Origin of the sequence: Bradyrhizobium sp. McL0616 (genome assembly GCF_049993385.1) — a bacterium.
Taxonomy (GTDB): Bacteria; Pseudomonadota; Alphaproteobacteria; order Rhizobiales; family Xanthobacteraceae; genus Bradyrhizobium.
The window spans coordinates 2090427-2102565 of record NZ_CP188255.1 but is presented as its reverse complement, the minus strand read 5'-3'; the positions used below and the strand labels follow the sequence as shown (position 1 = coordinate 2102565).

General features: G+C 63.5%; 16 protein-coding genes and 1 riboswitch. Of the genes, 13 read left to right on the top strand and 3 right to left on the bottom strand.

Annotated features, from left to right (window positions below; all coding sequences use genetic code 11):
• Positions 1 to 145: riboswitch (TPP riboswitch) on the top strand.
• The 5 genes from ACPPVR_RS10195 (at position 133) to thiC (ending at position 4968) form a co-directional block, all read left to right on the top strand.
• Positions 133 to 1152, top strand: coding sequence for an FAD-dependent oxidoreductase (locus ACPPVR_RS10195; RefSeq protein ID WP_426614097.1), 1020 nt, complete (start codon positions 133 to 135; stop codon positions 1150 to 1152). Its footprint overlaps the riboswitch before it by 13 nt.
• Positions 1143 to 1340, top strand: a complete 198-nt coding sequence (gene thiS, locus ACPPVR_RS10190) for a sulfur carrier protein ThiS (RefSeq protein WP_426614096.1) — start codon at positions 1143 to 1145, stop codon at positions 1338 to 1340. Before ACPPVR_RS10195 ends, thiS begins: the two co-directional genes overlap by 10 nt.
• A 169-nt stretch (positions 1341 to 1509) precedes the next feature.
• A complete protein-coding gene (locus tag ACPPVR_RS10185; RefSeq protein ID WP_426614095.1) occupies positions 1510 to 2292 on the top strand; it encodes a thiazole synthase in 783 nt (260 codons plus the stop codon).
• Positions 2279 to 2905 carry a thiamine phosphate synthase gene (locus tag ACPPVR_RS10180; RefSeq protein WP_426614094.1) on the top strand — a complete coding sequence of 209 codons (627 nt, stop codon included), beginning with the start codon at positions 2279 to 2281 and terminating at the stop codon, positions 2903 to 2905. The genes ACPPVR_RS10185 and ACPPVR_RS10180 overlap by 14 nt, the downstream gene beginning before the upstream one ends.
• 164 nt (positions 2906 to 3069) lie before the next feature.
• Positions 3070 to 4968, top strand: coding sequence for a phosphomethylpyrimidine synthase ThiC (gene thiC / locus ACPPVR_RS10175; RefSeq protein ID WP_426614093.1), 1899 nt, complete (start codon positions 3070 to 3072; stop codon positions 4966 to 4968).
• Positions 4969 to 5120: 152 nt separating this feature from the next.
• Here thiC and ACPPVR_RS10170 read toward each other — a convergent pair whose 3' ends face one another.
• Positions 5121 to 5570 (bottom strand): hypothetical protein, encoded by a 450-nt coding sequence (locus ACPPVR_RS10170; RefSeq protein WP_426614092.1) that lies wholly within the window; start codon positions 5568 to 5570, stop codon positions 5121 to 5123.
• Positions 5571 to 5672: 102 nt separating this feature from the next.
• Here ACPPVR_RS10170 and ACPPVR_RS10165 point away from each other — a divergent pair, with 102 nt between their 5' ends.
• Both ACPPVR_RS10165 and ACPPVR_RS10160 read left to right on the top strand, forming a co-directional pair.
• The gene (locus ACPPVR_RS10165) at positions 5673 to 6215 is read left to right on the top strand and encodes a mismatch-specific DNA-glycosylase (RefSeq protein WP_426614091.1); all 543 of its coding nucleotides are present in this window, start codon (positions 5673 to 5675) and stop codon (positions 6213 to 6215) included.
• A gap of 164 nt (positions 6216 to 6379) precedes the next feature.
• Positions 6380 to 7030, top strand: coding sequence for a glutathione S-transferase family protein (locus tag ACPPVR_RS10160; RefSeq protein WP_426614090.1), 651 nt, complete (start codon positions 6380 to 6382; stop codon positions 7028 to 7030).
• 193 nt (positions 7031 to 7223) lie between these two features.
• On the opposite strand, the gene ACPPVR_RS10155 is transcribed toward ACPPVR_RS10160, so the two are convergent.
• On the bottom strand, positions 7224 to 7661 hold the full coding sequence (locus ACPPVR_RS10155; RefSeq protein WP_426614089.1) for a VOC family protein: 438 nt from the start codon (positions 7659 to 7661) through the stop codon (positions 7224 to 7226).
• 312 nt (positions 7662 to 7973) lie between these two features.
• Here ACPPVR_RS10155 and ACPPVR_RS10150 point away from each other — a divergent pair, with 312 nt between their 5' ends.
• Entirely contained in the window at positions 7974 to 8369 is a 396-nt protein-coding gene (locus ACPPVR_RS10150; RefSeq protein ID WP_426614088.1) for a hypothetical protein, read from the top strand.
• Positions 8370 to 8379: 10 nt separating this feature from the next.
• A complete protein-coding gene (locus ACPPVR_RS10145) occupies positions 8380 to 9075 on the top strand; it encodes a glutathione S-transferase C-terminal domain-containing protein (RefSeq protein WP_426614087.1) in 696 nt (231 codons plus the stop codon).
• Positions 9076 to 9181: 106 nt separating this feature from the next.
• Here ACPPVR_RS10145 and ACPPVR_RS10140 read toward each other — a convergent pair whose 3' ends face one another.
• The gene (locus ACPPVR_RS10140) at positions 9182 to 9616 is read right to left on the bottom strand and encodes a hypothetical protein (RefSeq protein WP_426614086.1); all 435 of its coding nucleotides are present in this window, start codon (positions 9614 to 9616) and stop codon (positions 9182 to 9184) included.
• 479 nt (positions 9617 to 10095) lie between these two features.
• On the opposite strand from ACPPVR_RS10140, the gene ACPPVR_RS10135 reads away from it, so the two are divergent.
• From ACPPVR_RS10135 to ACPPVR_RS10120, 4 genes are all read left to right on the top strand, one after another.
• On the top strand, positions 10096 to 10479 hold the full coding sequence (locus ACPPVR_RS10135; RefSeq protein ID WP_426614085.1) for a RidA family protein: 384 nt from the start codon (positions 10096 to 10098) through the stop codon (positions 10477 to 10479).
• Between the two features lie 154 nt (positions 10480 to 10633).
• On the top strand, positions 10634 to 10894 hold the full coding sequence (locus ACPPVR_RS10130) for a hypothetical protein (RefSeq protein WP_426614084.1): 261 nt from the start codon (positions 10634 to 10636) through the stop codon (positions 10892 to 10894).
• 254 nt (positions 10895 to 11148) lie between these two features.
• Positions 11149 to 11400 (top strand): hypothetical protein, encoded by a 252-nt coding sequence (locus ACPPVR_RS10125; RefSeq protein WP_426614083.1) that lies wholly within the window; start codon positions 11149 to 11151, stop codon positions 11398 to 11400.
• Between the two features lie 94 nt (positions 11401 to 11494).
• Entirely contained in the window at positions 11495 to 12133 is a 639-nt protein-coding gene (locus ACPPVR_RS10120; RefSeq protein WP_426614082.1) for a hypothetical protein, read from the top strand.
• Positions 12134 to 12139 lie beyond the last annotated feature (6 nt).

Sequence of the window (12139 nt, the reverse complement as noted above, 5' to 3'; positions counted from 1 at the left end):
AGCCGTTCCGAGGGGTGCTCCGAGGAGGAGCTGAGATACCGCTAAATGGGCAAGCCTGCACTTCAGCAAGCCGGCCCAGGACCGCGGTGACCCTTTGAACCTGATCCGGGTCATGCCGGCGAAGGGACAGGGATGTTGCAGACGACCAAGCGACCGGATTCCCCGGTATCCATCATCGGTGCAGGCATTGCCGGAGCCTGGCAGGCGCTGTTGTTCGCGCAGGCCGGCCATACCGTGACGTTGCACGAGCGCGGCGACGCCGCCATGACTGACTCCACCAGCCATTGGGCCGGCGGCATGCTCGCGCCCTATTGCGAGGCGGAAGTTTCCGAGCCGATCATCAGCCGGCTCGGCCTGCGCTCGCTCGACATCTGGCGGCGCGAACTGCCGGACACGCCGTTCAACGGCTCGCTCGTCGTGGCGCATCCGCGCGAGCGCAACGATTTCGAGCGCTTTGCGCGCATGACCGAAGGCCACCGCCGGCTCGATGCCGCCGCTCTCGCCGCGCTGGAGCCGTCGCTGGAGGGCCGCTTCCGCGACGCGCTGTTCTTCCCGACCGAGGGCCATGTCGAGCCGCGCCGCGTGTTACCAAAACTGCACGAGCGCATCCGCGCCGCCGGCGGCACCATCAAGTTCGACAGCGACGTCACGGCCCAAGATTTGCAAGGCCTCGACGGCCTCGTGATCGACTGCCGCGGCCTGTCCGCGCGCGAGGAGCAAAGCGAGCTTCGCGGCGTCAAGGGCGAGATGATTTTGATTGAGAGCAGCGAGGTGCAGCTCGCGCGCCCGGTGCGGCTGATCCATCCGCGCTGGCCGCTCTACGTGATCCCGCGCGAAGACAATCTGTTCATGCTGGGCGCGACCTCGATCGAGGCCGAGGACACCGGCGTCAGCGTGCGCTCCGCGCTGGAGCTGCTGGGCGCGGCTTATGCCGTGCATCCGGCCTTCGGCGAGGCCCGCATCGTCGAGTTCGGCTCGGGCCTTCGCCCCGCCTTCCCCGACAATCTGCCGCGCATCGGCGTCCGCGGCGAGACCATCGCCGTCAACGGGCTCTACCGCCACGGCTTCCTGATCGCGCCGGCGCTTGCCGAGCTGACGCTCGCCTATGTCGAGCGCGGCCAGATCGACAATGAGGTGATGCAATGCGCGTGATCGTGAATGGCGAGCACCGCGAAATCACTGCGGCCAGCGTGGACGCGCTGCTCAGCGAGCTCGACTACGAGGGTACGCATTTCGCGATCGCGCTCAATTATGACGTGGTGCCGAAAAGCCGCTGGGCCGAGACCCACCTCAAGGCCGGCGACGAGATCGAGATCATCACGCCGCGGCAGGGAGGGTGATGGTGATGGCAAGCTCTAACCCCACGTCGTCCCGGCGAAGGCCGGGACCCATACCGCGTGATTTCACTTCGGGCACGCGGGGAGAGACCTGCCGTCACAACGGCCATTCGTGGTTATGGGTCCCGGCCTTCGCCGGGACGACGGCTGAATTCGAGGAGACACCTCCCACATGGTGACCTTCTACGGCAAAACCTTCGCCTCCCGCCTGCTGATCGGCAGCGCGCTCTATCCCTCGCCTGCGATCATGCAGGCGGCGATCCGAGCCTCAGGCTCGAACATCGTCACGGTGTCGCTGCGCCGCGAATCCGCCGGCGGCAAAACCGGGGACACCTTCTGGAATCTGATCCGCGAGCTCGGCGTCACCGTGCTGCCGAACACCGCCGGCTGCCGCAGCGTGCGCGAAGCCGTGACCACCGCCAAGCTCGCGCGCGAATTGTTTGCTACGTCCTGGATCAAGCTCGAGGTCATCGCCGACAACGACACGCTCCAGCCCGACGTCGTTGGCCTGGTTGAGGCGGCAAGCCTCCTGATCAAGGACGGCTTTGAAGTGTTCCCCTATTGCACCGAGGATCTCTCGGTCGCAAACCGCCTGGTCGATGCTGGTTGCAAGGTGGTGATGCCGTGGGCCGCGCCGATCGGCAGCGCCAAGGGCATTACCAATCGCGACGCGCTCAAGCTGATGCGCGAGCGCCTACCCGACATCACGCTGGTCGTCGATGCCGGCATCGGCGCGCCCTCGCACGCGGCCGAAGCGCTCGAGCTCGGCTATGACGCCGTGCTGCTCAACACCGCCATCGCAAAAGCCGCCGATCCCGTCGCCATGGCAAATGCCTTCCGCCTCGGCATCGAGGCCGGCCGCACCGCTTTTGAGGCCGGGCTGATGAACGCCCGCGACTTCGCCTCCCCTTCAACCCCTGTCGTTGGGACCCCGTTCTGGCATGCCGTATCCTGATCGCAACGCGTATCCTGATCGCTTCTATCCCGTCGTCGACAGCCTCAAATGGGTCGAACGACTGACCAAGCTCGGCGTCGGCACCATCCAGCTGCGCGCAAAAGACCTCAACGACGCCGACGCGCTGCAGATCGTCAGCGACGCGCTGGCGATCACAGAGGGTACGCAGGCCAAGCTGGTCGTGAACGATTATTGGCGCGCCGCAGTCGTCGCCGGCGCAAAATATCTGCATCTCGGCCAGGAGGATCTGGCCGATGCCGACCTCAAGTCCATCCGCGAGGCCGGCCTGTCGCTCGGCGTCTCCACCCATGACGACGCGGAGCTTGAAACCGCGCTCGCCGCAAAGCCCAACTATGTCGCGCTCGGCCCGATCTTCTTCACCACGCTCAAATCAATGCGCTTCGAACCGCAGGGTGTTCCGAAGATCACGGACTGGAAGAAGCGTATCGGCAGCATCCCGCTGGTCGCGATCGGCGGCATCAAGTTCGAGCACGCCGCGGAGATCTTTGCCGCAGGCGCGGATTCCATCGCCGTCGTCAGCGACGTCACCCAGAACGCCGACCCCGATGCGCGGGTGCGGCAATGGCTCGGCCTGTCGAAGGAGGCGGCGTGATGCGCCCTCTCTCCACTCGTCATTGCGAGGAGCACTTGCGACGAAGCAATCCAGACTGTCTCCGCAGAGAGATTCTGGATTGCTTCGCTGCGCTCGCAATGACGGAGCAAGAACTCACCAGCGTCGTCCCGACGCACTCGCTTACGAACTAAAAGGAGGATCCCATGAACATCCGCTCCAACCCCGACAAGACCATCCCCGCCGTCACCACCGGCCCGCTGCCGTCCTCGCGAAAGATCTTCGCATCCCCGGACGCGGCGCCCGACATTCGCGTCCCCTTGCGCGAGATCATCCTGTCCGAAGGCGCCGGCGAGCCGAACCTGCCGGTGTACGACACCTCCGGCCCCTACACCGACCCGTCCGTCACCATCGACGTCAATGCCGGTCTCGCGCGCGGCCGCAAGGCCTGGGTGCTGGAGCGCGGCGGCGTCGAGGAATATCAGGGACGGCAGATCAAGCCGGAGGACAATGGCAGCGTCTCCACCGACAAGGCCGCGCGCGCCTTCTCGGCCTATCACCAGCCGCTCCGCGGCCTCGACGGCCACAAGATCACGCAGCTCGAATTCGCCCGCGCCGGCATCATTACCAAGGAAATGATCTACGTCGCCGCGCGCGAAAATCTCGGCCGCAAGCAGCAGCTCGATCGCGCGGAAGCAGCGCTCGCCGACGGCGAGAGCTTCGGCGCCGAAGTCCCCGCCTTCATCACGCCGGAGTTCGTCCGAGCTGAGATTGCGCGCGGCCGCGCCATCATTCCCTGCAACATCAACCACTCAGAACTCGAGCCGATGATCATCGGCCGCAACTTCCTGACCAAGATCAACGCCAATATCGGCAACTCGGCGGTAACCTCGTCGGTCGAGGAAGAGGTCGAGAAAATGGTGTGGGCGATCCGCTGGGGCGCCGACACCGTGATGGACCTCTCGACCGGCCGCAACATCCACACCACGCGCGAATGGATCCTGCGCAACGCGCCGGTGCCGATCGGCACCGTTCCGATTTACCAGGCGCTGGAGAAGTGCAACGGCGATCCGGTGCAGCTGACCTGGGAGCTCTACAAGGACACGCTGATCGAGCAGTGCGAGCAGGGCGTCGACTACTTCACCATCCACGCCGGCGTGCGCCTGCAATACATCCACCTCACTGCCAGCCGCGTCACCGGCATCGTGTCGCGCGGCGGCTCGATCATGGCGAAGTGGTGCCTGGCGCATCACAAGGAGAGCTTCCTCTATACGCATTTCGACGAGATCTGCGACCTCATGCGCAAGTATGACGTCTCGTTCTCGCTCGGCGACGGCCTGCGCCCGGGCTCGATCGCGGACGCCAACGACCGCGCGCAGTTCGCCGAGCTCGAGACGCTCGGTGAGCTGACCAAGATTGCGTGGGACAAGGGCTGCCAGGTCATGATCGAAGGCCCCGGCCACGTGCCGATGCACAAGATCAAGATCAACATGGACAAGCAGCTCAAGGAGTGTGGCGAAGCGCCGTTCTACACCCTCGGACCCCTGACCACCGACATCGCGCCGGGCTACGACCACATCACCTCGGGCATCGGTGCTGCCATGATCGGCTGGTTCGGCTGCGCCATGCTCTGCTATGTCACGCCGAAGGAGCATCTCGGCCTGCCCGACCGCAACGACGTCAAGGTCGGCGTCATCACCTACAAGATCGCCGCCCACGCCTCCGATCTCGCCAAGGGTCACCCGGCAGCTCAGCTGCGCGACGACGCGCTCTCCCGCGCCCGTTTCGACTTCCGCTGGAGCGACCAGTTCAACCTCGGCCTCGATCCCGAGACCGCCAAGAACTTCCACGATGAGACCCTGCCGAAGGAAGCCCACAAGGTCGCGCATTTCTGCTCGATGTGCGGCCCGAAATTCTGCTCGATGAAGATCACGCAGGACGTCCGGGACTATGCGGCGACGCTGAATGATCCGAACAGCATCGGCATGTCGATCAGCGGCACCGCCGAGGACGGCATGGCGAAGATGAGCGCGAAGTTCAAGGAGATGGGAAGCAGCGTGTATCTGGATGCGGAGAAGGTGAAGGAGAGCAATCGGGTGCTGTAAAGGACGCCGCCGGCGCTTCCATAACCATTCTCGGGGCTGATCGGGGCATCGAAGGACGCGTAGAGGCCGGGCGAAAGTCTGGCCTCTTTTTTGGCTGAGAGTCGATCCAACAGCGAGCCTCCGATGAATGGCGTCGGATAGCTTTGGACTCGTTAGGTGCGTCGATCTTGGTACTCTTGCTCCGTGAGGTCCTCTAACTCTTGATCGCCGAGTGCAAAAGACCAACTCGTCCTCTTGGTAATCGGGTCGTTTTGGCGTCCCCCGAGAAACCACCAGGATCTGAATTCCGGATTATCGTAGATCGACAGGACGTCTCCATTTCCGAACACGAGATCGAGCTGGTCCTTACTAATGGTCCGCGCTTCGGCGATTTTCGTCCGTAGAATTCGATCAACATTCAGAGATTTATGACTGCCATAGATCTCATAGAAGAAATTGACTGCGCCATCTGAGGACCTGAATGAGAAACGATCCGCCACGTTCAGCAAGGCATGCTCGTCCTCAAACCAGAACATTATGTGATATTTATCGATCGTCACCTGATAGAGCTCCCATCCTATGATGGGGTTAAAATCAAAGCTTTGAGCAAAACCAATCGCCATCTCAATCTCTTCCCGATTTACCGCTAGCAATCGTAGCCCGGATGAGCGTAGCGACATCCGGGATCTTTGTCGTCCCGCATATCGCTCCGCTCATGCGGGCTAATGCCGCGGATATTTGACGTGCCCAAAGCTTCCCCCGACCGCCTCCCCGACCAACTCCTTCCCAACCTCCGCCTCGTCTTCGTCGGCACCGCCGCCAGCACGCGCTCGGCCGAGCTCGGGCACTACTACGCCCATCCCGGCAACCGCTTTTGGCGCGCGATCCATGAGGCCGGCATCACGCCGCGGCGCTATCAGCCGAGCGAGTTCGCCGCGCTGATCGAGTTCGGAATCGGCTTCACTGATCTTTCCAAGTCGGGCGCGGGGATGGATCACCAGATCGCGACCGCGTCGATCGACGTGCCCGGCTTCAGGGCCAAGATCGAAAAGTATCGGCCGCGGACGATTGCGTTCACGAGCAAGAAGGCGGCGAGCTTGTTTTATGGCAGGCCGTCGAGCGGGATTGCGCTGGGGCAGCAACCGCGCGATGGAAGCTTGCCGGAGATATTCGTGCTGCCCTCGCCGTCCGGCGCCGCGTCCGGGCATTGGACGCTGGAGCCGTGGCGGGAGTTGGCGGCGTGGATTGCTCCTTACGAGGATGCGTAGCCCGGATGAGCGAAGCGATATCCGGGGCGACTGTTCCCGCATATCGCTGCGCTCATGCGGGCTACGGGCTGCGTACACGCCCGTCAGAAAACGCGATAGGCTGTCGGAATCCACTCCGCACGTTCGTCCTCTGGATCCAAAGCGCGATCACTCCGGAGCTCCCGATGTCCCCTACCATCACCGCCTTCGAAACCTCACCCGACCGCGGCATGGGACAGGCGCGCGACATGCGGGTGCGCTGGGCGCTTGAGGAGGTGGGTCTGCCCTACAACGTTCGCCTGGTGTCGTTCGAGGCCATGAAGGAGCCGGAGCATCTTGCGCTGCATCCGTTCGGACAAATCCCGACCTTCGAGGACGGCGATCTTGTCTTGTTCGAGACCGGCGCAATCGTGCTCCATATCGCCGAACATCATGACGGGCTGCTGCCGACCGAGACGAACGCCAGGGCGCGCGCCATCGCGTGGATGTTTGCCGCGCTCAACACCGTTGAGCCACCGATCGTCGATCTCGGGATGGCGACGCTGCTTGAACGTGACGAGAGCTGGTACGAGGAACGCCTGCCCAACCTGAGGGATCGCGTTTCTGTCCGGCTCGACGAATTGTCCCGACACCTCGGCGGGGCCGACTGGCTCGACGGCGCGTTCAGCGCCGGCGATCTCCTGATGGTGACAGTGCTGCGCAGGCTGAATTCATCGCACATCCTCGGCGACTATCCGAACCTCTCGTCCTATGTTGCCCGCGGCGAAGCGCGGCCGGCCTTTCGCCGCGCGTTCGGTGCGCAGCTGGCGGTTTTTACAGCCGCATCGACCAGCTGATGGCGGCGCGTGGGCATTGAACGCGCCACATACACCGCCCTCATCCTGAGGAGACCGCTGAGCGGTCGTCTCGAAGGATGGCCGCGTGCGAGATGGGGCCTGCATGGTTCTCCGAGCGATGCAAAGCATCGTCCCGAGACGGCGCTTCGCGCCTCCTCACCATGAGGAGTTAGTGCAGTTACGCAGCTAACACTCACCCCGCATACGCCTTGTCCAACTCCGCAATCACGATCTTCCTCATCCCCATCATGACCTGCATGACGCGATTGGCCTTCGTTCGATCGGCATCGCCGAGATAGCGGCCGAGGGCGGTCGGGATCACCTGCCAGGACAGGCCGAACTTGTCCTTGAGCCAGCCGCATTTGGATTCCGCGCCGCCGTCGGCGGTGAGCCTGTCCCAAAAATAATCGACCTCGGCTTGCGTCTCCACGCTGATGAAGAACGACACCGCCTCGTTGAAGCGGTACATCGGCCCGCCATTGAGCGCGTTGAAGCGCTGCCCTTCGAGCTCGAACGCCGCCATGAAGTCGCTGACGGTCTCGACCTTGGCATTGGGGAACACCGATTTGTAGAAAGCGACGGCTTGCGGAACATTGTTGTCGAACCAGAGAAACGGCGTGATGGACGTCATGTGCTGATACCCCGGGATGTGGAACGAGACGCGCCCAGCGCGGGCGGTCGCTCGAAGGACGAACGAGCGGACGACGATCCGACTGAGGCGTATCATTTTTGTCGAGGTCTTGCGCGCCCGATTGGCCGGCGGGGCTGGTCTGGCACGACAGCCCGCGGCGCAATGCCAAGCATCCTCCGATCGATCGACCCCGCACGATGCGCAGACCTGTTGCAAGCGCGTCCCGACGGCGATACGACTTAGGGTGGAAGAACTTGGGGTGGACCAGCCGGGGCGTCACCCGGCGCACATCATGTCCAGGAAACCACTGCCGTGAGCGATGATCTCTCCGGTGTCTGGGACGGCACTTACATCCAACCCGGCACGGGAATGGTCACGTTCACCGCGACGCTGGTCGAGACCGGCGGCGCGCTGATCGGCGACGTGACCGAGCCCTGCTCGAACCCGCGATGTCCGCTGCGAACCCACAGCGCCTCGATCACGGGTCATCGCTCCGGCAGCGTGGTGTCGTTCGTCAAACGCTACGAACCGCCCGGATACGGCTTCGAGACGGTCCATTACGACGGCGTGATGAATGTGGAGGCAACCGAGATCGACGGGCGCTGGCGGCTGCCCGGCACATCCGGATCGTTCCTGATGATCCGTTCCAGCAAGCCTGCGCAGGCGGCCACCACCGGCAAACGCGCCAGGGCGCCGGCCCGCGAGTAAGGGAGCAATCATGCTGACGCTCTATTCCTATCCGGAGTTGTTCGGTGTCGCCGACAACAACGGCTATGGCCTCAAGGTCTACGCCTTCCTGAAGCTCGCGCGCGTGCCCTTTGTGCAGGAGCATGTGTTCGATGCCTCCGCCGCACCGCGCGGGCAGCTGCCCTATGTCGTCGACGACGGCGAGACCATCGGCGACAGCGAGACGATCATCGCGCAGACAATCACAAAATATCAACTGACCATCGACGCCGCGCTGTCACCTGCGCAGGTTCGCATCAATCATCTCGTCACCCGCATGCTCGACGATCTCTATTGGGTGATGTCGTATTCGCGCTGGAAGGACGACCGCTATTATCCGGCGTTTCGCGACGGCTTCATCGCGCAGCATCCGCAGATCGACGCTGATGGCTTCGAGAAGGCGAAGGCCTACAATGCGCAGCGCTATCATTTCCAGGGCATCGGCCGCTACACGCCCGAGCAGGCTTACGCCCGGGGGCTCGCGGATCTCCAGGTGCTAGCCGAGATCGTGCCGGCGCAGGGCTTCGTGCACGGCGAAGCGCCGACCAGCATCGATGCCGGCATCTACGGCTTCATCGCCAATATCTATTACTTTCCGATTCCGACGCCGCTGAAAGCGTTCGTCGATGCGCATCGGAATCTCGTCGCGCATTGCGAGAGGATTCATGCGGCGGTGAGTGGATCTTAACCAGTTCCGTCATTGCGAGCGTAGCGAAGCAATCCAGAATCCTTCCGCGGCGACGGTCTGGATTGCTTCGCTGCGCTCGCAATGACGACGTTGATGCAGGCTGTCCCTACCGCATCGTGATCGCAAGCCCGCTCAGATCCGCATTCGCCATCAGGCCGACCTGCGTACCCGACAGCTCCAGCACCGCGCCCTTCTGGTTGGTCAGCACGATGGCGCGGGCGCCGCGGCCGACGGCGAGGCCGGCACCGGCGGCGCCGTAGACGCCGGCGACATCCGAGGGACGGTTGATGTTGGAGACGCGGCCGCGCAGCACGGTCTTGGAGCCGCCGAAGACGAGGCCGTAATCGAGCCCGCCGGTCGAGAGCGAATAGGAGCGGCCGCGGAAGTTGAGCATGCCGGAACCGCCCGAGCCGCCGATGATCCAGCCCGCCTTGTAGATCGTCAGCACCACGGTGCCGCCGTCGGCCTGCGCCGCAGTCGAGAGGCCGGCCAGCGCGGCAATGGCGACCAGCGCAGCGCGCAAGGTGGAAGCGATCTTCATGGGGCGTCTCCGGGGCTATTTTTCAAGGGATGGATTCGAATCAGATGCAGCAATCTATCCGATGGATCGCGGCGGCAACATGATGGGGAGAGTTTCTGCAAGTGCGGTGGCGGCTAGACTCAGGGAAGGTCCTCATTCTCCGTCATTGCGAGCGCAGCGAAGCAATCCAGAATCTTTCCGCGGAGATAGTCTGGATTGCTTCGCTGCGCTCGCAATGACGGGGTGGATGGATTTCCGCTTCTCCCGCCAACGGGCCGCACGCGGGGAGAAGCGAAGCAAGCCGCCTGCGCTCGCGAACATCTCCCACCATCCCATTCTGGCCCTGTTCTGCCCGACGCGTCAACCGCAACTTCTCTCTTCCCGAAATTCGATTTTTGCCAACAATTTCTACTGTGCATGGGGTTGTTTTCGCGTTTTTTGTTGGAGCAGGCCCCGCATGCCGCTACGCTCGTGCGAACTCCAGCATTCGAGGTGATCCCATGCCGATCCAGCATTTTGCGCCCCCGCCGCATGTCAAGGCGCCGCCGCTGTCCTTCGCTGCGCGCGTCGGCGACCTCCTGTTCGTCTCCGGCATTCCCGGCTTCGATGCCAATGGCGCGCTGCCGGACGGTTTTGACGCGCAGTTCGCCAACGTCGTCGTCAACATCAAGCGCGTGCTCGACGAGGCCGGTGCGACGACGCGCGACCTCGTCAAGCTCAACGTGCTCCTGACCCGCGCCTCCGACGTCGCCGCCATGAACGCGCTCTATGCCGGCGCGTTCGGTCCACCGCCCTACCCTGCACGCACCACGTGCGTGGTGCAGGCGCTGCCCGATCCAAAGATGCTGATCGAGATCGAGGCAGTTGCATCGCTGGCGAAGTGAGCCACGCTTAGCACGTGTGTCCTGCCGGGCACTCGGCCGAACCAAGTGCGTGACTCCATCTGACATATCCGTGAACGGCCGCTCCTCAGCTTGCAAAGGACCTGCTTTTACCGCACGAATTTTCGGGTCACACTTCCCCATCAGGAGATTTTTAATGCGTCGCGTTCTCGCCCTTTGTGCCGTTGCCGGCATCGCTACCTCCGTGTTCGCCGCGCCGGCCTCGGCGGCGGTCGGCTATTACGTGATCCGCTGGGACAACACCGGTATCTGCCAGGTCTGGAACGAGGACCTCCGCTACAAGCCGTTCCAGTGGGGCGCATCGACCTACAAGGTCGTCAGCAAGCCGCTCCCGACCTTCACCGCGGCTTCGGATCTCCAGATCAAGCTGCGCTCGGAGCGCCGCTGCACGCTCTGAGCAGGCTCACAGCCGAACGAATTCGAGGGCGGGTTGCGCGAGCAGCCCGCCCTTCGCTTTTTGCGCCAGGCGCGACGTCGCCGGCCGCTTTATTCAGCCAATTTCCAGCATTTCCCACGCGCACGCTTTGAACCTTGTCAGCATGCGGAACTACTCACGTCTTGTCCGGGGCGCAGGCCCGAAAGCGTCCCGCACCACCCCTCCCCGTCATTGTCGGGAGGCGCATCACATCTTTCATTTTGAGGAGCTGATCCATGCGTCGTCTATCCATGCTGTGCGCTGCCACCGGTCTCGCCATTGCCGCTTTCGTCGCCGCAAGCCCGGCCGAAGCCGGCTATCACTTGATCCGCTGGCATGACAGCGGCGTGTGCCAGATCTGGGACGAAAGCATTCCGACCACGCCGTGGCCGGCCGGCTACCACCGCGCCAGCACGAGCGTTCCGACCCTCCTCGACGCGCTCGAGCTGAAGGACCATGCCTTGAAGGCCGGCCACTGCTCCTGGTAGGAATTCGATCGGCGGACGAAAGAGCCGGGCAAGGATGCGATGCTAGCTTCCTTGCCCGGTCGTTTTTTTCACCACGCGGATGTGGAGCGGATCGATGCGCGCACGGACGACGACAGCAGCAGTTCTGGCCGCATCGCTCCTGCTCGTAGCAACGGCGCAGGCGCAGGCCCCGGAGTCGTTCCGCGTGATTTCGCCGATCTTCGGCCAGCTCGTCAGCTTCACGATGCCGTCGAATTTCGCCGTTGTGTTCGAGAACACCAAGGGCGGCCACTACATCCGCGAGGCCGTGCTCAAGGGCGAGACGCCGGAGCTCTGGACGCAGATGATCACCGTGACCGGCGAGAAGGGCATGACGTTGACGCCGGGCGCATCGCCGGAGAAGTTTGCAGGCTCGATCGCCGGCGGTTTCAAATCGGCCTGTCCCGACAGCTTTGCGGCAAGACCGTTCGGCGCCATGAATTTCGGCCGCTTCGAGGGATTTGCTGCCGTGATCGGCTGCGGCCGCGTCGACAGCGGTCCGACGCGGCACAGCGAGACCGCGCTCCTGGTCACGCTGAAGGGTGCGACCGACTACTACACCATTCAATGGGCCGAGCGCGGCCCGGAGGCCGACGAGCCGCCGGTCAATGACGAGCGCTGGCAAGCCCGCCTGCGCGACTTGAGCCCGATCGAGCTCTGCCCGATTGTATCAGGCGAAGCCGCGCCCTATCCGAGCTGCGTGAACAAGAGCTGAGCGCTC

What these genes read in the sequence shown, in the direction of transcription:
- ACPPVR_RS10195 (WP_426614097.1), top strand. Translation starts at nt 133, where the DNA reads ATGTTGCAGACGACCAAGCGACCGGATTCCCCGGTATCCATCATCGGT.
- thiS (WP_426614096.1), top strand. Translation starts at nt 1,143, where the DNA reads ATGCGCGTGATCGTGAATGGCGAGCACCGCGAAATCACTGCGGCCAGC.
- ACPPVR_RS10185 (WP_426614095.1), top strand. Translation starts at nt 1,510, where the DNA reads ATGGTGACCTTCTACGGCAAAACCTTCGCCTCCCGCCTGCTGATCGGC.
- ACPPVR_RS10180 (WP_426614094.1), top strand. Translation starts at nt 2,279, where the DNA reads ATGCCGTATCCTGATCGCAACGCGTATCCTGATCGCTTCTATCCCGTC.
- thiC (WP_426614093.1), top strand. Translation starts at nt 3,070, where the DNA reads ATGAACATCCGCTCCAACCCCGACAAGACCATCCCCGCCGTCACCACC.
- ACPPVR_RS10170 (WP_426614092.1), bottom strand. Translation starts at nt 5,570, where the DNA reads ATGGCGATTGGTTTTGCTCAAAGCTTTGATTTTAACCCCATCATAGGA.
- ACPPVR_RS10165 (WP_426614091.1), top strand. Translation starts at nt 5,673, where the DNA reads ATGCCGCGGATATTTGACGTGCCCAAAGCTTCCCCCGACCGCCTCCCC.
- ACPPVR_RS10160 (WP_426614090.1), top strand. Translation starts at nt 6,380, where the DNA reads ATGTCCCCTACCATCACCGCCTTCGAAACCTCACCCGACCGCGGCATG.
- ACPPVR_RS10155 (WP_426614089.1), bottom strand. Translation starts at nt 7,661, where the DNA reads ATGACGTCCATCACGCCGTTTCTCTGGTTCGACAACAATGTTCCGCAA.
- ACPPVR_RS10145 (WP_426614087.1), top strand. Translation starts at nt 8,380, where the DNA reads ATGCTGACGCTCTATTCCTATCCGGAGTTGTTCGGTGTCGCCGACAAC.
- ACPPVR_RS10140 (WP_426614086.1), bottom strand. Translation starts at nt 9,616, where the DNA reads ATGAAGATCGCTTCCACCTTGCGCGCTGCGCTGGTCGCCATTGCCGCG.
- ACPPVR_RS10135 (WP_426614085.1), top strand. Translation starts at nt 10,096, where the DNA reads ATGCCGATCCAGCATTTTGCGCCCCCGCCGCATGTCAAGGCGCCGCCG.
- ACPPVR_RS10130 (WP_426614084.1), top strand. Translation starts at nt 10,634, where the DNA reads ATGCGTCGCGTTCTCGCCCTTTGTGCCGTTGCCGGCATCGCTACCTCC.
- ACPPVR_RS10125 (WP_426614083.1), top strand. Translation starts at nt 11,149, where the DNA reads ATGCGTCGTCTATCCATGCTGTGCGCTGCCACCGGTCTCGCCATTGCC.
- ACPPVR_RS10120 (WP_426614082.1), top strand. Translation starts at nt 11,495, where the DNA reads ATGCGCGCACGGACGACGACAGCAGCAGTTCTGGCCGCATCGCTCCTG.